The sequence below is a fragment of the Serratia sp. SA088 genome (genome assembly GCF_049065515.1).
Taxonomy (GTDB): Bacteria; Pseudomonadota; Gammaproteobacteria; order Enterobacterales; family Enterobacteriaceae; genus Serratia; species Serratia nematodiphila.
In genome coordinates this window covers 1-18,068 of sequence record NZ_JBAKGW010000008.1, presented here as the reverse complement: position 1 = coordinate 18,068, position 18,068 = coordinate 1, and the positions used below count along the sequence as shown (strand labels likewise).

At 59.2% G+C, this 18,068-nt stretch carries 15 protein-coding genes; 8 read left to right on the top strand and 7 right to left on the bottom strand.

The genetic code is table 11. The features are described from left to right. Positions 1–98 precede the first annotated feature (98 nt). The 3 genes from mnmG to asnC all read right to left on the bottom strand — a co-directional run bounded on the left by mnmG (position 99) and on the right by asnC (position 3,371). Positions 99–1,988 carry a tRNA uridine-5-carboxymethylaminomethyl(34) synthesis enzyme MnmG gene (gene mnmG, locus ACOWVD_RS19170; RefSeq protein ID WP_049240404.1) on the bottom strand — a complete coding sequence of 630 codons (1,890 nt, stop codon included), beginning with the start codon at positions 1,986–1,988 and terminating at the stop codon, positions 99–101. A gap of 380 nt (positions 1,989–2,368) precedes the next feature. Beyond that, positions 2,369–2,809, bottom strand: coding sequence for an FMN-binding protein MioC (mioC, locus tag ACOWVD_RS19165; protein ID WP_016929621.1), 441 nt, complete (start codon positions 2,807–2,809; stop codon positions 2,369–2,371). Positions 2,810–2,909: 100 nt separating this feature from the next. Further along, positions 2,910–3,371, bottom strand: a complete 462-nt coding sequence (gene asnC / locus ACOWVD_RS19160) for a transcriptional regulator AsnC (RefSeq protein WP_004933786.1) — start codon at positions 3,369–3,371, stop codon at positions 2,910–2,912. A 155-nt stretch (positions 3,372–3,526) separates the two neighbouring features. Between asnC and asnA the strand changes: the two genes are divergently transcribed. After that, positions 3,527–4,519, top strand: coding sequence for an aspartate--ammonia ligase (gene asnA, locus ACOWVD_RS19155; protein WP_049240405.1), 993 nt, complete (start codon positions 3,527–3,529; stop codon positions 4,517–4,519). 6 nt (positions 4,520–4,525) lie between these two features. Here asnA and viaA read toward each other — a convergent pair whose 3' ends face one another. Both viaA and ravA read right to left on the bottom strand, forming a co-directional pair. Further along, a complete protein-coding gene (viaA, locus tag ACOWVD_RS19150) occupies positions 4,526–5,989 on the bottom strand; it encodes an ATPase RavA stimulator ViaA (protein WP_004933781.1) in 1,464 nt (487 codons plus the stop codon). A gap of 2 nt (positions 5,990–5,991) precedes the next feature. Beyond that, on the bottom strand, positions 5,992–7,500 hold the full coding sequence (ravA, locus tag ACOWVD_RS19145; RefSeq protein ID WP_049240406.1) for an ATPase RavA: 1,509 nt from the start codon (positions 7,498–7,500) through the stop codon (positions 5,992–5,994). 283 nt (positions 7,501–7,783) lie between these two features. On the opposite strand from ravA, the gene kup reads away from it, so the two are divergent. The 7 genes from kup (at position 7,784) to rbsR (ending at position 15,636) form a co-directional block, all read left to right on the top strand. Beyond that, on the top strand, positions 7,784–9,652 hold the full coding sequence (kup, locus tag ACOWVD_RS19140; protein ID WP_049240407.1) for a low affinity potassium transporter Kup: 1,869 nt from the start codon (positions 7,784–7,786) through the stop codon (positions 9,650–9,652). Between the two features lie 170 nt (positions 9,653–9,822). Further along, the gene (gene rbsD / locus ACOWVD_RS19135) at positions 9,823–10,242 is read left to right on the top strand and encodes a D-ribose pyranase (RefSeq protein ID WP_015379466.1); all 420 of its coding nucleotides are present in this window, start codon (positions 9,823–9,825) and stop codon (positions 10,240–10,242) included. Between the two features lie 7 nt (positions 10,243–10,249). Next, a complete protein-coding gene (rbsA, locus tag ACOWVD_RS19130; protein WP_004933767.1) occupies positions 10,250–11,755 on the top strand; it encodes a ribose ABC transporter ATP-binding protein RbsA in 1,506 nt (501 codons plus the stop codon). A gap of 6 nt (positions 11,756–11,761) precedes the next feature. Then, positions 11,762–12,730: a ribose ABC transporter permease gene (gene rbsC / locus ACOWVD_RS19125; RefSeq protein ID WP_033652333.1), complete on the top strand. Its 969-nt coding sequence runs from the start codon at positions 11,762–11,764 to the stop codon at positions 12,728–12,730. A gap of 24 nt (positions 12,731–12,754) precedes the next feature. Next, positions 12,755–13,642, top strand: a complete 888-nt coding sequence (gene rbsB / locus ACOWVD_RS19120) for a ribose ABC transporter substrate-binding protein RbsB (RefSeq protein WP_049240409.1) — start codon at positions 12,755–12,757, stop codon at positions 13,640–13,642. Between the two features lie 61 nt (positions 13,643–13,703). After that, positions 13,704–14,630, top strand: a complete 927-nt coding sequence (gene rbsK / locus ACOWVD_RS19115; RefSeq protein ID WP_160125844.1) for a ribokinase — start codon at positions 13,704–13,706, stop codon at positions 14,628–14,630. Between the two features lie 4 nt (positions 14,631–14,634). After that, positions 14,635–15,636, top strand: coding sequence for a ribose operon transcriptional repressor RbsR (rbsR, locus tag ACOWVD_RS19110; protein WP_197800724.1), 1,002 nt, complete (start codon positions 14,635–14,637; stop codon positions 15,634–15,636). Here rbsR and mdtD read toward each other — a convergent pair. Beyond that, positions 15,633–17,048, bottom strand: a complete 1,416-nt coding sequence (mdtD, locus tag ACOWVD_RS19105; RefSeq protein ID WP_015379462.1) for a multidrug transporter subunit MdtD — start codon at positions 17,046–17,048, stop codon at positions 15,633–15,635. The two genes, rbsR and mdtD, sit on opposite strands and share 4 nt — an antisense overlap. Positions 17,049–17,115: 67 nt before the next feature. Beyond that, positions 17,116–17,805, bottom strand: coding sequence for a FadR/GntR family transcriptional regulator (locus ACOWVD_RS19100; protein ID WP_004933751.1), 690 nt, complete (start codon positions 17,803–17,805; stop codon positions 17,116–17,118). Positions 17,806–18,068: the final 263 nt, after the last annotated feature.

The following is an 18,068-nucleotide window of genomic DNA, read 5'->3' as shown; positions in this document are numbered from 1 at the left end:
TAGCTGGCGCAATGAGGCGACTATGATAATTCAGGGCGCAAGTGATGTCAGCGGCCGTTTGGCTACGGGTTGAGCAAACGGCCGCCTGGATGCGGAATTTATGCGCTGCGGCGCAGCAGTCCCTGCTTTTTCAGCCAGATCAGCAAAATCGAGATCGCCGCCGGTGTAATGCCGGAGATGCGCGAAGCCTGGCCGATGGAGTTCGGTTTGTGATCGTTCAGCTTGGCGATCACCTCGTTCGACAGCCCCGAAACCTGACGGTAGTCAAGATCCAGCGGCAGCACGGTGTTCTCGTTACGCTGCTGTTTTTCGATCTCTTCCTGCTGGCGAGCGATATAGCCTTCGTATTTGACCTGGATCTCGACCTGCTCGGCGGCTTGTACATCCTCCAGCGGCGGCGCGAAGGCGTCGATGCCGGTCAACTGCGCGTAATCCATCTCAGGACGGCGCAGCAGTTCTTCGCCGTTCGCTTCACGCGACAGCGGCGCTTTCAGCAACGCATTGACCTGTTCGACGTTCTCGGCGTGCGGATGCATCCAGATGTCGCGCAGGCGCTGACGTTCACGTTCGATTCGCTCCAGCTTCTCGCTGTAACGCGCCCAGCGCACGTCGTCCACCAGGCCGAGTTCACGGCCTTTTTCCGTCAGGCGGAGATCGGCGTTGTCTTCGCGTAGCATCAGACGATACTCGGCGCGTGAGGTAAACATGCGGTACGGTTCTTTGGTGCCGAGGGTGCTGAGATCGTCCACCAGCACGCCGAGGTAGGCCTGATCGCGACGTGGCGCCCAGCCCTCTTGTTCATCGGCGAAGCGCCCGGCGTTCAGACCGGCAAGTAACCCCTGTGCGGCGGCTTCTTCATAGCCGGTGGTGCCGTTGATCTGGCCGGCGAAGAACAGGCCCTGAATAAATTTGCTTTCCAGCGTCGGTTTCAGATCGCGTGGATCGAAGAAATCGTACTCGATGGCATAACCAGGGCGAATAATACGCGCGTTCTGCATCCCTTCCATTGAACGGACGATCTGCATCTGCACGTCGAACGGCAGGCTGGTGGAGATCCCGTTAGGGTAAATCTCGTTGCTGGTCAGGCCTTCCGGCTCAAGGAAGATCTGGTGCGCGTTGCGATCGGCAAAACGCATGACCTTGTCTTCGATCGACGGACAGTAACGTGGGCCGATCCCTTCGATGATCCCGGCATACATCGGGCTGCGATCGAGGTTATTGCGGATCACGTCATGGGTTTTTTCATTGGTGTGGGTGATGTAGCACGCCATTTGTTCCGGGTGCTGGCTGGCATCGCCCAGGAACGAGAATACCGGCACCGGCGTATCGCCGTGTTGCGGCGCCAATACGCTGAAATCGATAGTGCGGGCGTCGATGCGTGGCGGCGTACCGGTTTTCAAGCGGTTAACGCGCAGCGGCAGTTCACGCAAACGCTGCGACAGCGAGATCGAAGGAGGATCCCCTGCGCGGCCGCCGCTGTAATTCTCCAGGCCGATATGGATCTTGCCGTCCAGGAAGGTGCCTACGGTCAATACCACCGCCTTGGCGCGGAATTTCAGACCCATTTGGGTGACGGCACCCACGACGCGATCGTTTTCGACGATCAGATCCTCAACCGGCTGTTGGAAGATCATCAGGTTGGGCTGGTTCTCCAACGCGGTACGGATCGCCTGCCGATACAGGACGCGATCTGCCTGAGCGCGAGTGGCGCGAACGGCTGGGCCTTTGCTGGCGTTTAGTATCCTAAACTGGATGCCGGCATGGTCGATCGCCGTTGCCATCAGGCCGCCGAGCGCATCAATTTCCTTAACCAGATGCCCTTTACCAATACCGCCAATCGCCGGGTTACAGGACATCTGTCCCAGCGTATCGATATTGTGTGTCAATAATAAAGTCTGACGTCCCATGCGCGCCGCGGCCATGGCGGCCTCGGTACCTGCATGGCCACCACCGATGATGATGACGTCAAATTGATCTGGATAAAACATGGAACTGCACCTCGCCGTATTGCGAACGATCGTATTTGCCCTGGGGTCGGGGATTCTACTCAAGTTTAGACGATCGACCAAGTGGTCAGGATCGTCGGTAATTAAAAGAAGATCTTTTTTATTTAAAGATCTCTTTATTAGATCTCTTATTAGGATCGCGATCCTCTGTGGATAAGTGACTATTCACGATGAAGATCAGCAGATTAAGGAGGATCGTTTGCTGTGAATGATCGGTGATCCCGACGCAGATAAGCTGGGATCTAAAAGGCTTGTTATACACAGGACAAAAAGCGCGCTACGGTTGTTATTGGGATAACTACGGCTTTTACCCTGCTTTTAAGTATAGTTATCCACAATCGTTCGCACGATCTTTAGACGAATTAGAGTAAATTAATCCAGTTTTTTACCCATTCCTCGGCCGGATCCTCGGGAATTTCATGCTCGGTCACGTCGATCTCGAGACGATCGCCGATCCTTTTAGCGCCTCTGGCGATCAACAGATCGTCGATCTGTTTGATCGCACCGCAGAAGGTGTCGTATTCCGAACTGCCCAAACCGACGGCGCCGAACTGTACCTCGGAAAGATCCGGCTGCTGCTCAGCGATCTGTTCCAACAGCGGTTGAAGGTTATCTGGCAGTTCGCCGGCGCCGTGCGTGGAAGAGACCACCAGCCAGCGGCCGGTCAACGGCAGTTCATCCAGTTCAGGGCCGTGCAGCATCTCGGTAGAGAAACCCGCGTCTTCCAGCTTTTCAGCCAAATGTTCAGCCACGTATTCGGCGCTGCCAAGCGTACTGCCACTGATCAGAGTAATGTCTGCCATGAACCAACGATCCCAACCTTCTCACTCAAAGTGGCTGCATTGTACGCTGTGAATCGGCTGGGATCTACCTGTGGATAATGTGGGTATGCAATTTGGCGGGTTACGGCACGATGGTGCGCATAATGGGGTTTTGCAGTGAGATCAGCGTTTCGGTGGACTGGATCTCGTCGATGGTCTGGATCTTGTTGATAAGTACCTGTTGCAACGCGTCGATCGATCGGCACATTACCTTAATAAAGACGCTGTAGTGGCCGGTGGTGTAATAGGCTTCCACCACTTCTTCCAGGCTTTCCAGCTTCTTCAGCGCCGAAGGGTAATCCTTGGCGCTCTTTAATATGATGCCGATAAAGCAGCACACGTCGTAGCCCAGCTGTTTGGGGCTGACGTCGATGCGTGCGCCGGTGATGATCCCGGCCTGCTTCATCTTCTCCACCCGCACATGAATGGTGCCGGGGCTGACGGCGAAGTTTTTCGCCAGTTCGGCGTACGGTGTGCGCGCATTGTCCATCAGGGCGTTGAGAATGCCGCGATCGAGATTATCGATCTGATAAATTTCCGCCATTTAATCCCCCATTAATTAGCGATTGTTGAATTCTGTCCGGGTAAAAATGAACGATTAAAAGTGAAAAGGCAATATTGATTAATGGATATTGAATAGTCGTGTCATTTTGTTGCTTAATCGATGGCAACAGAGACAGGTTTACAAGAGATACGGCAATGAAAAAACAGTTTATCCAAAAACAACAACAAATCAGCCAGGTCAAATCCTTCTTCTCCCGCCAGCTGGAGCAACAGCTCGGTCTGATCGAAGTGCAAGCCCCGATCCTTAGCCGCCTGGGCGACGGCACGCAGGATAACCTTTCCGGCAGCGAGAAAGCGGTGCAGGTCAAAGTCAAAACCTTGCCGGACGCCACCTTCGAAGTGGTGCATTCGCTGGCGAAATGGAAACGCAAAACCCTGGGCAGCTACGATTTCGGTGCCGGCGAAGGCCTGTATACCCATATGAAGGCGCTGCGCCCGGATGAAGACCGCCTGACGCCTATCCACTCGGTGTACGTCGATCAGTGGGACTGGGAACGGGTGATGGGCGACGGTGAGCGTAGCCTGGACTACCTGAAAAACACCGTGCGCAGTATTTACGCTGCGATCAAGGCGACGGAGGCGGAAGTCAGCCGCGAGCATGGCCTGACCCCGTTCCTGCCGGAACAAATCCACTTCTTGCACAGCGAAACCCTGCTGCAGCGCTACCCTGATCTGGACGCCAAGGGGCGCGAGCGGGCGATTGCCAAAGAATTGGGCGCAGTGTTCCTGATTGGCATCGGCGGCAAGCTGTCACACGGTAAATCGCACGATGTGCGGGCGCCGGATTATGATGACTGGACCACGCCGACGGCGGATGGCCTGGCGGGCCTGAACGGCGATATCGTGGTGTGGAACCCGGTGCTGCAGGACGCTTTCGAGCTGTCCTCCATGGGGATCCGCGTTGACGCCGCCGCGCTGAAACACCAGCTGGCGCTGACCGGCGATGAAGAGCGCATGAAGCTGGAATGGCACCAGTCGTTGCTGCGCGGCGATATGCCGCAGACCATCGGCGGCGGCATCGGTCAGTCGCGTCTGGTGATGTTGTTGCTGCAACTGTCGCATATCGGCCAGGTGCAATGCGGCGTGTGGTCGCCGGAAGTGCGCGGCGCGGTCGAAGGCCTGCTCTAATCTCGCCTAGCGCCGCCAGCGGCGCATCAAACGGCTTTTCAGCCCGGTATCAAAGCGCCAGATATGATCGAAGATGCGCATGATGCCGGGTTTGCCGTAGGCGGACATCGCCACCGCGTGGAAACGTTGCTGGTGGCTTTGTTGCTGCTGTTTCACCTTCTTTATTACCTCCTCCGGCAACCGCTGGGCAATAAAATCGGAAATGATCACCGCATCGGCGTCGAACCAGCCGCTCTCCGCCATTTTGGTGACGGTGGCGTTCAGGCAGGCCGCCAGATCGGTACCGCCACGAAACTGCTGGCCGAGAAAGCGCACTGCCTGCTCGATGCCGCTGGCGGCGGTGAGTTCGTAATGCACGATCTGGTTGGCGAACAGCATGATATAGCAGCGGCGGTTGTCCGCCAGCGCAATGCGCAGCAGCGCCAGACAGAACGCCTTGGCGCACTGTTCGTTGAAACCGCCCATCGATCCGGAGGTGTCCACGCAGACGATAAACGGCCCGCGCGGCTGTTGATCCTGCTGCTGGTGAGTGACCTGGCGGATCAGGATCTGTTCCTGCCAGACGTCGCCCTGCAGACGGTAGCTCAGCAGCCGCTTTTCCAACAGGCGGCGATAAAACTCGAATTCCAGCTCTTCAATCCCCAGCGTCGCCAGCTCCGGCGGCAGCAGGCGCAGAATGTCGTCGCTTTGATGAATGCCGCTCACTTCTTCTGGCAGCGTGGCCGGCACCTGCACCATGACCCTGAACGGCTCCGGCTGCGCGTCCTGTTGCTGCACCGCCTTGGCCTGATAGCTGCGGCCCAGCTGTTGCGCCAGTTTTTTCAGCTCCGGCTGCTGCTGCAAAAAGTTGCCGTACTCCACCAGCCGCTGATAATCGCCACGCTGCAGCTGGCCTTTGCTCATGTCCCACAGCCTGCCGGCGGCGGTGTCGTTTTCCGACAGCAGCGGTTCCAGCGCGCCGCTCAGCGCCAACCGCTCCTGCAGCTCCGCCATCAGCTGCTCGCGCTCTTGTTCCAGCAGTTGGTGGTGCAGCATGGTGGCCTGCAGCGTCAGGCTGATGCGCCAGCGCTGCAGAAACAGCGTTTGAAAGCTGTCGTCCAGCGGATGATTGGGCAGATCGGCGGCGTCCACCAGCGCGCGCGCCTGTTCATAAAACGGTGAGACCAGCTGGCGCAGCAGCTCCATGGTGTCGTTGAGGTTGTGATAGAACTGGGTGTTGTTCTCCAGCTGGCACTGCTGGTAGCGATAGAATTCCTGCGCCAGCGCCGGCGGCACCATCGCCTCCTGCAGACGCTCCTTGAGCTGCAGCTTCCAACGCGGCAGATCGCGATCCAGCGCTCGGCGAAGGGCCGGAAACTTTTTAAAGAATACCGACAGCTGCGGCGCCGCCAGCATGCCGACGATCATCTCCTCGATCATCTCGCCTTCGGTGATCGCCAGCAGCAGATCGAGCGTCTCCAGACTGAGCATGGTTACTGGCCGCGCATTTGCTGCAGTTGCTGTTTAACCTGTTCCGCGACCTGCAGCAGACTGGCTTCGATCTTGGCCAGGCCGGCGGCGGGGGTGAACAGACAGGGCTGATGTTGGCTGAAGGCGCGGCGTTGCTCCGCCAGGCGCTGGGCCAATCCGTCCATTTCATCCAGCAGCGCCTGTGGCGTGGCGGTGGCCTGTTTGCCCGGCAGCGCCAGCAACGACGGCTGGCGGCTGACGTCCAACACCGTGAGGTGCAGTTGGTCATCCACTTCCAGGTCGATCGGCTGCGCAAAGCCGATGCCGTTCAGCTTGGCGCGCACGTCGCCGCCTTTTTGCAGCCAGTTGTCCAGCGCGCTGCTTTCGATGCTCAGATGGTTGACCTGAATGTCATGCAGCTGCAGCGGCTTTTGCAACAGCAGAGTGAGGGTGCCGCCGGCGAACGGCGTGGCCGGCGCGTATTGCGGTTTGCGGCTGAACATGCCGCCTTTTTTCACCAGGCTGATGGCCTGCCGGTCGCTTTGTTGCTGCTGGTCCTGCAGCCAGCGGGTGTGGATCTGTTGCAACTGGATCAGCATCGATTGCTGCTGATAGGCCGACTCGGTCAGCAGCTGATCGATCTGCTGTTGCAGCAGTTTCAGCGAGGTGAGATCGTGCCACAGGCAGTCTTTCAACAGCATCAGATCGAGCGGGGCGATGGCGTCGCGCCCGCTGAAGAAGGCGCAGGCTTGCAGCAGGCGCAGGGCTTTTTTCCAGCGCCGATCGGAGACGTATGGCGCCTGCTCCAGTGCGTCCAGCCGCTGGCGCAGCTGGAAAATCAACTCAAAGCAGGCTTCCGGCAGCGCCACCTTATCGATCTGCGGTTGCCACTGCAGAAACTCTTCGTCGCTGATGCTCAGCGCCGCCGGCACCGGGTTTTGGCTTTCGCTCTGGCGGTTGACCAGCAGCGAGCGGAAATTCTGTTTATCCTGCACCTTGTCCAGCCACAGGCGGATCAGCATGCGGTCATATAAGGCTTCGAGGCTGTTGTCCGCTTCGGGCAGTTCGTTGGAGGCGGTGACCAGCAGGCGCAGCGGGATCGGTTCTTCGCTGTTGCCGTTGCGAAAGCGGCGTTCGTTGATCGCCGTCAGCAGGGTGTTGAGGATCGCCGGGCCGGCCTTCCAGATCTCGTCCAGAAACACGATCTCCGCTTCCGGCAGATAGCCGGCGGTCAGACGCTGATAGCGCCCCTCATCTTTCAGCGCCTGGATAGAGAGCGGGCCGAAGACCTCTTCCGGCGTGGAAAAACGCGTCATCAGGTATTCAAAGGAGCGGGCGTTGCGGAAGGCAAACTTCAGCCGGCGCGCGATCAGGCTCTTGGCGATGCCGGGCGGGCCGAGCAGGAATACGCTTTCGCCGCTCAGCGCCGCCAGTAGGCACAGACGGATCGCCTCTTGCCGCTCATAAAGACCGCTCTCCAGCGCGCTGCTGAGGCGGGAAATTCGTTCTGCCAGAAGGGATGATGGCGTCATATAATTGTCGCATTGTCCGAGAGTTAGCCAATCTTGGTCGATAATCCGATGATAAACCACCATTATTTTTAGTGGTATAGCCCGTTGATTAGTAATATTTTTCTACGTTAAGCCGGATATTCGGTTCACATTTTGTTTATTTTTCGGCTCTGATATAAGGGTAGGCAAGCGGTATAAATGGTGCATACTGTGCGGCTTTCTGGTGGGCGTGACGGATCTTTGAGCCCGTATTTTGCCTGATGCGGATGCATCGCTAACGGATGTTCTGATAAAGAAACGAATTATGAGCGCAGAGCATAAGCAGTCCTTATCGGCGGTAACCCTGGCTGCCATCGGCGTGGTCTACGGTGATATCGGCACCAGCCCTCTCTATACGCTGAGAGAGTGTTTCTCCGGCCATTACGGCTTCGATGTTCGTCCAGACGTGGTTTTCGGCTTCCTGTCGCTGATTTTCTGGATGCTGATCGTGATCGTTTCCCTCAAATATCTCACCTACGTGATGCGCGCGGACAACGCCGGCGAGGGCGGTATTCTGACGCTGATGTCGCTGGCCGGGCGCAATACCTCGGCGCGCACCACGGCGGTGCTGGTGATACTGGGTCTGATCGGCGGCAGCTTCTTCTATGGCGAGGTGGTGATCACCCCGGCGATATCGGTGATGTCGGCGATAGAAGGGTTGGAAATCGCCGCCCCTGCGCTCGATGCCTATATCGTGCCGCTCTCCATTCTGGTGTTGACGCTGCTGTTCGTCATTCAAAAGCACGGCACCGGCAGCGTCGGCAAGCTGTTCGCCCCGGTGATGCTGCTGTGGTTCATCGTGTTGGCGGTGCTGGGCGCGCGCAGCATCATTTCAAACCCGGAAGTGCTGCAGGCGCTGAATCCCAAATGGGCGCTCAACTTCTTCATTGAATATAAGAAGGTGTCGTTCTTCGCACTGGGGGCAGTGGTGTTGTCGATCACCGGCGTCGAGGCGCTGTATGCCGATATGGGGCACTTCGGCAAGTTCCCGATCCGCCTGGCCTGGTTCACCGTGGTGCTGCCTTCGCTGGTGCTCAACTACTTCGGCCAAGGGGCGCTGCTGCTGAAAAATCCGGAGGCGATCAAAAACCCGTTCTTCCTGCTGGCGCCCGATTGGGCGCTGATCCCGCTGCTGATTCTGGCGACCCTGGCGACGGTGATCGCTTCGCAGGCGGTGATTTCCGGCGTCTTCTCGCTGACTCGCCAGGCGGTGCGCCTGGGCTATCTGTCGCCGATGCGCATCATTCACACCTCGGAAATGGAATCCGGCCAGATCTACATTCCGGTGATCAACTGGACGCTGTACATCTCGGTGGTGCTGGTGATCATCGGCTTCGAGCACTCCAGCAACCTGGCGGCGGCGTACGGTATCGCCGTCACCGGCACCATGGTGCTGACCAGCATTCTGGTCACTTCGGTGGCGATTAATAACTGGCACTGGAACCGCTTCCTGGCGATCGGCATCGTAACCATCTTGCTGATCATCGACGTGCCGATGTTCTCTGCCAACGCCCTGAAGCTGTTCTCCGGCGGCTGGCTGCCGCTGACCCTGGCGCTGGTGATGTTCATCATTATGACTACCTGGAAGAGCGAGCGCTTCCGCTTGCTGCGCCGCCTGCATGAACACGGCAACTCGCTGGAGGCGATGATTGCCTCGCTGGAGAAATCGCCGCCGGTACGGGTGCCGGGCACCGCGGTCTTCTTGTCGCGCGCCACCAACGTCATTCCTTTTGCGCTGTTGCACAACCTGAAGCACAACAAGGTGCTGCACGAGCGCGTGGTGCTGCTGACGCTGCGCACCGAGGATGCGCCTTACGTGCACAACGTGCGCCGGGTGACCATCGAGCAGCTGTCGCCGACCTTCTGGCGGGTGGTGGCCAGCTACGGCTGGCGCGAAACGCCGAACGTCGAGGAGGTGTTCCACCGCTGCGGGCTGGAAGGGTTGCCGTGCCGCATGTCGGAGACGTCGTTCTTCATGTCCCATGAATCGCTGATCCTCACCAAGCGGCCGTGGTACCTCTACCTGCGCGGCAAACTGTTCGTCGCCCTGAGCCGCAATGCCCTGCGCGCGCCGGATCAGTTCGAAATCCCGCCGAACCGGGTCATCGAACTCGGTACGCAGGTCGAGATCTAATCCGCCTGACAGGGGCTCAGCATGGCTGAGCCCCTTTTGTTTGCGCTTTCTCCGTGCGCGAACGAAACGTTTCGATAACGATCACACTTCTGCATTGTCCTGGTTGCCTTCCCCTGCCGTTTTTTTAAACTCCCCCAAAGAGCGAAACGTTTCGCTAGCGGAGTGAGAAGATGAAAAAAGGCGTATTACTGAATTCTGACGTGTCTGCCGTGATTGCCCGGCTGGGGCATACCGACCAGCTCACCCTGTGCGATGCGGGCCTGCCGATACCGGCGGCGACGCAGCGCATCGATCTGGCGTTGACGCAGGGCGTGCCGACCTTCATGCAGGTGTTCGCGGCGGTCACGCAAGAGATGCAGGTAGAAAGCGCCATCCTGGCGGAAGAGATCGTGAAACAGAATCCGTCGCTCCACGAGGCTCTGTTGGCTGAACTGACCGCACTGGGCCAACGCCAGGGCAATACCATCAGCGTGCGCTATATCAGCCATCAGGCGTTTAAAGCGCAAACCGAGCACAGCCGGGCGGTGATCCGCAGCGGGGAGTGTTCGCCTTACGCGAACGTGATCCTGTGCGCCGGCGTAACTTTCTGAGGCGTTTATGCAACCTTTACTGCAACTGAAAGGGATTGATAAAGCCTTTCCCGGCGTGAAGGCGCTTTCCGGCGCTGCCCTCAGCGTTTATCCCGGCAAGGTGATGGCGCTGGTGGGGGAAAACGGCGCCGGGAAGTCCACCATGATGAAAGTGCTGACCGGCATCTACCAGAAAGACGCCGGCAGCCAGTATTTTCTCGGTAAAGAGGTGGCGTTCAACGGGCCCAAGGATTCGCAGGAAGCGGGCATCGGCATTATTCATCAGGAGCTGAACCTGATCCCGCAGCTGACGATTGCGGAAAACATCTTCCTCGGCCGCGAGTTCGTCAACCGTTTCGGCCGCATTGACTGGAAGCGCATGTACGCCGAGGCCGATCGCTTGTTGGCGCGGCTCAATCTCCGCTACAGCAGCCACCGGCTGGTGGGCGAGCTGTCGATCGGCGATCAGCAGATGGTGGAGATCGCCAAGGTGCTGAGCTTCGAATCGAAAGTGATCATCATGGACGAACCGACCGATGCGCTGACCGACACCGAAACCGCCTCGCTGTTCAAGGTGATCAATGAGCTGAAGGCCGAAGGGCGCGGCATCGTCTATATCTCGCACCGTCTGAAAGAGATCTTTGAAATCTGCGACGACGTGACCGTGTTCCGCGACGGGCAGTTTATCGCCGAGCGGCCGGTGAGCGAGCTGCAGGAAGATTCGCTGATTGAGATGATGGTCGGCCGCAAGCTGGAAGAACAATATCCGCGCCTGGATTTGCCGCGTGGTGAAAAGCGGCTGGAAGTCAGTCATCTTTCCGGCCCCGGCGTTGAAGACGTCAGCTTTACGCTGTACCGCGGCGAGATCCTCGGCGTGGCCGGGCTGATGGGCGCCGGGCGCACCGAATTGATGAAGATCCTGTACGGCGCCGCGCCGCGTAAGGCCGGCACCGTCAGCCTGGACGGCCGCGAGGTGGTCGCCCATTCGCCGCAGGATGGGTTGGCGAACGGCATCGTCTATATCTCGGAAGACCGCAAGCGCGACGGCCTGGTGTTGGGCATGTCGGTGAAGGAAAACATGTCGCTGACCGCGCTGCGCTACTTTAGCCGCGCCGACGGCAGCCTGAAACAGGCCGACGAGCGGCAGGCGGTGGGGGATTTCATCCGGCTGTTCAATATCAAAACGCCGTCGATGGAGCAGCCTATAGGTCTGCTTTCCGGCGGTAATCAGCAGAAAGTGGCGATCGCCCGCGGCCTGATGACCCGGCCGAAGGTGCTGATCCTCGATGAGCCGACGCGCGGCGTCGATGTCGGCGCCAAAAAAGAGATCTATCAGTTAATCAACCAGTTCAAACAGGAAGGGCTGAGCATCATTCTGGTGTCTTCGGAAATGCCGGAGGTGATGGGCATGAGCGATCGCATTCTGGTGATGCACGAAGGGCATCTCAGCGGCGAGTTCCCGATTGAACAGGCCACCCAGGAAGCGTTGATGGCGGCAGCCGTCGGCAAGCAATACGGCGTAAAGCAGGAGTAATCAGATATGAGTTCCCAGACTATCGCAGCTAAGCGCTGGTTCAGTAAAGAATGGCTGTTAGAGCAGAAGTCGTTGATTGCGCTGCTGGTGCTGATCGCTGTGGTCTCTTCCATGAGCCCGAACTTCTTCACACTGAACAACCTGTTCAATATTCTGCAGCAGACCTCGGTCAACGCCATCATGGCGGTGGGGATGACGCTGGTGATCCTCACTTCCGGCATCGATCTGTCGGTGGGATCGCTGCTGGCCCTGACCGGCGCGGTGGCGGCGTCGATCGTCGGCTTTGAAGTCAACGCGCTGGTGGCGGTGGCGGCGGCCTTGGCGCTGGGCGCCGCGATTGGCGCCTGCACCGGGGTGATCGTCGCCAAAGGCAAAGTGCAGGCCTTTATCGCCACGCTGGTGATGATGCTGCTGCTGCGCGGCGTCACCATGGTGTACACCAACGGCAGCCCGATCAACACCGGTTTTACCGACGTGGCCGACACCTTCGGCTGGTTCGGCATCGGCCGTCCGCTGGGCGTGCCGACGCCGATCTGGATCATGGCGATCGTGTTCATCGCCGCCTGGTATATGCTGCACCATACGCGCCTGGGCCGCTATATTTATGCCCTGGGCGGCAATGAAGCGGCGACCCGTCTGTCCGGCATCAGCGTCGATAAAGTGAAGATTATCGTCTACTCGCTGTGCGGCCTGTTGGCGGCGCTGGCGGGGGTAATCGAAGTGGCGCGCCTCTCGTCGGCGCAGCCGACCGCCGGCACCGGCTATGAGCTGGACGCCATCGCCGCCGTGGTGCTGGGTGGCACCAGCCTGGCCGGCGGCAAGGGGCGCATCGTCGGCACGCTGATCGGGGCGCTGATCCTCGGCTTCCTGAACAACGGCCTGAATTTATTGGGTGTTTCTTCCTACTACCAAATGATCGTGAAGGCAGTGGTGATACTGCTGGCGGTTCTGGTAGATAACAAAAGCAACAAGTAACCTCCCCCTACAGGAATCACGATGATGAAAATGAAAAAACTGGCAACCTTAGCCTCCGCCATCGCGCTGAGCGCCACCCTGAGCGCCAATGCCATGGCCAAAGAGACCATCGCGCTGGTGGTGTCCACCCTCAACAACCCGTTCTTCGTCTCGATGAAGGATGGGGCGCAGCAAGAGGCCAACAAGCTGGGTTATAACCTGGTGGTGCTGGATTCCCAAAACAACCCGGCGAAGGAACTGGCCAACGTGCAGGATCTGATGGTGCGGGCGCCCAAGCTGCTGTTGATCAACCCGACCGACTCCGATGCGGTCGGTAACGCCATCAAGATGGCCAACCAGGCTAAGATCCCGGTCATCACGTTGGACCGCGTGGCGAGCAAGGGTGAAGTGGTGAGCCATATCGCTTCGGATAACCGCGTGGGCGGCAAAATGGCCGGCGACTTCATCGCCAAGAAAGCGGGCGCCGACGCCAAGGTGATTCAGCTGGAAGGCATTGCCGGCACCTCCGCCGCGCGTGAACGCGGCGAAGGCTTCAAACAGTCGCTGGATCAGAATAAATTCAAGCTGCTGGCCAGCCAGCCGGCCGATTTCGACCGCACCAAGGGCCTGAACGTGATGCAGAACCTGCTGACCGCTCACCCGGATGTGCAGGCGGTATTTGCCCAGAACGATGAAATGGCGCTGGGCGCGCTGCGTGCGCTGCAAACCGCCGGTAAAACCGACGTGATCGTGGTAGGCTTCGACGGCACCGCCGACGGCGTGAAAGCGGTTGAAGGCGGCAAGCTGGCGGCGACCGTGGCGCAGCGTCCCGATCAGATCGGCGTGATAGGCGTGGAAACCGCCGATAAAGTGCTGAAAGGCGAAAAAGTGCCGGCGACCATTCCGGTCGATTTGAAACTGGTCACTAAGTAAGTCATACCAGCGCCATCGGGACGGGGCGTTTACGATGGCGCGCAATTCAGGAATCAATGCGATGGAAACAGGTAAGCTGGTGGTTCTGGGCAGCATCAATGCCGACCATATCCTCAATATTGAACAATTCCCCCACCCGGGCGAAACGGTGATCGGGAAGCAGTATAAGGTGGCGTTTGGCGGCAAGGGAGCGAATCAGGCGGTGGCGGCCGGGCGCAGTGGGGCGGAGATCGCCTTTATCGCCTGCGTGGGCGCCGACGATATCGGCGAGCGTGTCCGCCGGCAGCTGGCGAGCGATCGCATTGATACCCAACCGATTGAAGCCATCGCCGACAGCACCACCGGCGTGGCGCTGATCTTCGTCAACGCCGAAGGCGAGAACGTGATCGGCATCAATGCCGGCGCCAACGCCGCGGTAACGCCGGATTACCTGGCGCGCTACCGGCAAAAAGTCATCGACGCCGATGCCCTGCTGATGCAGCTGGAGTCGCCGTTGGAGACGGTGATCGCCGCCGCCCGCTTGGCCAAGCAACATCAAACGCAAGTGATCCTCAACCCGGCCCCGGCGCGCGAGCTGCCGGACGAGCTGCTGGGGATGATTGATATGATCACCCCGAATGAAACCGAAGCGCAGCGCCTGACCGGCGTCGCTGTGGACAACGACGCCGATGCGGCGCGCGCGGCGCAGGCGCTGCACGACAAAGGCATCGCGACGGTGATCATCACCCTCGGCAGCCGTGGCGTGTGGCTGAGCGAAAACGGCAACGGCAAACGGGTGCCCGGCTTCAAAGTGCAAGCGGTGGATACCATCGCCGCCGGCGATACCTTTAACGGTGCGCTGGTGACCGCCCTGTTGGAAGGCAACAGCATGGCCGACGCGGTGCGTTTCGCCCATGCGGCGGCGGCGATCGCCGTAACCCGCCCCGGCGCGCAGCCTTCGGTGCCGTGGCGCGAAGAGATTGACGCCTTCTTGCAGCAACAGGGGTGATCCTTTGGCCACCATGAAAGATGTCGCCCGCCTGGCGGGCGTTTCAACCTCTACCGTTTCGCATGTGGTCAACAACAATCGCTTTGTCAGCGACAGCGTGCGCGACAAGGTCATGGCGGCCGTGGAACAGTTGAACTATGCGCCTTCTGCGCTGGCGCGCAGCCTGAAGCTTAATCAGACCCGCACCATCGGCATGCTGGTGACCGCCAGCAACAACCCGTTTTATGCCGAAGTGGTGCGCGGCGTGGAGCGCAGCTGCTATGAACGTGGCTACAGTCTGATCCTGTGCAATACCGAAGAAGACGCCGCGCGCATGAACCGCAGCATGGAGACGCTGCTGCAAAAGCGCGTCGACGGTTTGCTGTTGATGTGCACCGAAAACCACCGGCCATCGCAAGATGCCCTGAGCCGCTACCCGTCATTGCCGATCGTGATGATGGACTGGGCGCCGTTCGAGGGCGCGAACGATATTATTCAGGATAACTCGCTGCTGGGCGGTGAGATGGCGACCGATCATCTGATCGCCCGCGGCTACCGCAAGATCGCCTGCATCGCCGGCCCGCAGGATAAAACCACCGCCCGTCACCGGCTGGAAGGCTATCGCAACGCGATGCGGCGCGCCGGATTACCGGTTCCGACAGGGTATGAAGTGCATTGCGACTTTGAGTTTGAGGGCGGCGTGAATGCCATGCACCAACTGTTGGCGCTGGACGAACCGCCGCATGCGGTGTTCGCCGGCAACGACGCGGTGGCGGTAGGCGTTTATCAGGCGCTGTATCAGGCCGGGCTTTCCGTGCCGCAGGATATGGCGGTGATGGGGTACGATGATATTGAGCTGGCGCGTTATCTGGCGCCGCCGCTGAGCACCATTCATCAACCGAAGGATTCGCTGGGCGAGCTGGCGATCGATGCGCTGATCAACCGCCTGCAAAACCCGGAGCGCGCGCCCCAGGTGCTGGTGCTGACGCCCGAGCTGGTGGAGCGCGCTTCGGTGGGGCGCCGTTAACTGGCCGCCTTCGCTTCTTTCTTGCTTTCCTGGCCGCTGATCAAATTGCGGCCATCTTTCCTTCTCAGCAACATAAACACTAGCGCCGACGCCACGGTGACGATCCCCATGGTGATAAAGGTGTAATGGAAGTGGTCGATCATGGTGCCTAACGACAGGGATTCGTAAAAACGCAGCACCGCCGCGCTGATCGCCACGCCGAAGCTGATGGACAGTTGTTGGGTGACCGCCAGGACGCTGTTGCCGGCGCTGGCGTTGGCGTCGTTCAAATCCGCCAGGCTGATGGTGTTCATGGCGGTGAACTGGGTGGACATCGCCATGCCCAGCACGAACAGCGGCAGGATCATCAGCCACAGCGGCATGCCCGGGCTTTGCAGGGCAAACTGGGCGATCAGCACCCCGATGATAACGGTGATGCCGACCAGCGTTTTACGATAACCGAACCAGCGCAGCACCTGAGTGACGGTGGATTTCGCCATCAGTGAGCCGATGGCGGTTGGCGCCATCATGCAACCGGCGACGATTGCCGTGTAACCGAATCCCACCTGCAGCATGAGCGGCATTAAAAACGGCACGCAGCCGGTGCCCAACCTGGAGGCGACGTTGCCGGCGATGCCGACCGAGAAGGTGCGGGTTTTGAACAGGTCGAGACCGATCAGCGGCTGAGGGTGGCGGCGTGCGTGCGCGATGTAGCCGAACAGCATCACGAAGCCGCTGAGCAGAATGCCCAGCGAAACGTAGCTCGCCAGCACCCGCTCGCCAAACAGTTCCAGCCCGGTAGAGATCAGCACCAGACTCAGGCCGAACAGCATAAAACCAAGGAAATCAAAGCGGCGTTTGGGCGTGGTGAAGTCCGGCATGTATTTGCGCGCATAGAAGATGCCGAGCAGACCGATAGGGATATTGATCAGGAAAATCCAGTGCCAGGTGGCGTAGGTTACCAGCCAGCCGCCCAGCAGCGGCCCGAGAATCGGCCCGACCAGGCCGGGCATGGTGACGAAGTTCAGCACCGGCAGCAGTTCGCTGCGCGGGTAGGCGCGCAGCAGCGCCAACCGCGCGACCGGCATCATCATCGCGCCGCCGATGCCCTGCAGCACGCGAGAGGCGACCAGCACGCTCAACGTAGGAGACAAGGCGCACAGCAGCGAACCGAGGGTGAATAACGTGACGGCGAAGATGAACACGCGGCGGGTGCCGAAGCGGTCCGCCAGCCAACCGCTGACCGGGATCAGCATCGCCACCGTCAGCGTGTAGCTGATGACGGCCGATTGCATCGCCAGCGGCGAACGCCCCAGGCTTTGGGCGATCGCCGGCAGCGCGGTGTTGAGGATAGTGGCGTCCAGCGCCTGCATAAAGAACGCCATTGCGGCGATCCACGGTAGTCCTGCCATACTGCGCGCGGATTGGGTCATGGTCGGTCCTGGTTAAATGGTCGTCTGTCCCTCGTCTCTTTCTTCTATATATAAGCGGGGAGCGTGTCTAGTCTTTCTCTTTCAGCAGCACCTGGCAGGCGACGAGTGCGCCTGCGCTGTCTCCGGCGAGTATCGCATCGACGATAGCCTGATGATGGCGCAGCTTGATCACTTCATTGCCGGTGATGGCGCGGAAGTAGCTTTGGTACACCGAACTGAACAGGTTGGCGAACGAGGTCAGGAACGGGTTGCCGCTGGCCTCGTAGATAAGCTGGTGGAATTGGGTATCGACCTGGATCCAACGCTCGCGATCAAACTGGGTATGCAGCGCGCGCATTTCCGCCATCAGCCCCGCCAGCAACTTGGTTTGTTGCGGGCTGGCGTGGTTTGCCGCCAACGCGCAGGCCTGCGGCTCCAGCGAGGTGCGCAAGATAAGGAAGTGTTGCATCACCTGATCGAAGTTTTCCCGCGTCATCCACCAGGTCAGTAAATCTTGATCGAGGAAATTCCATTGGCTTTGCGGCATCACGCGGGTGCCAATGCGCGGGCGCGGCAACAACATGCCTTTGGCGGCTAACATCTTTACCGCTTCGCGCACCGCGGTGCGGCTGACGCCGAATTGCTCGCCCAGTTCCATTTCACCAGGCAGGATGCTGCCGGCCTGATAATCGCCTGCCAGAATTTGTTGGCCGAGTTTTTCTGCAAGCAGATAAGAAAGATTGCGTTGGGCGGCCTGTTGTTGTGCATTTAACGGCATGGCTGCGGATCCTTACTGACATCGTTATTTCTATTTTACTCCAGTGATCGCCAGCTTTTATGGCTGTTTACCTGAAAAAGTGACATTAATTCGCCGCTTTTTCGCCCTTTTGTTGAAAAAATCCGCGCTTGAAAAGTTTTTTGCAATTAGGGGTTGCGGCCTGCCGAGAACTCCCTATAATGCGCCTCCACTGACCGGGAACAACGACTGACAAGCCGCCGGGTCAGCGAGAAGAAAGCGAAATAAACGCTTGACTCTCCGGG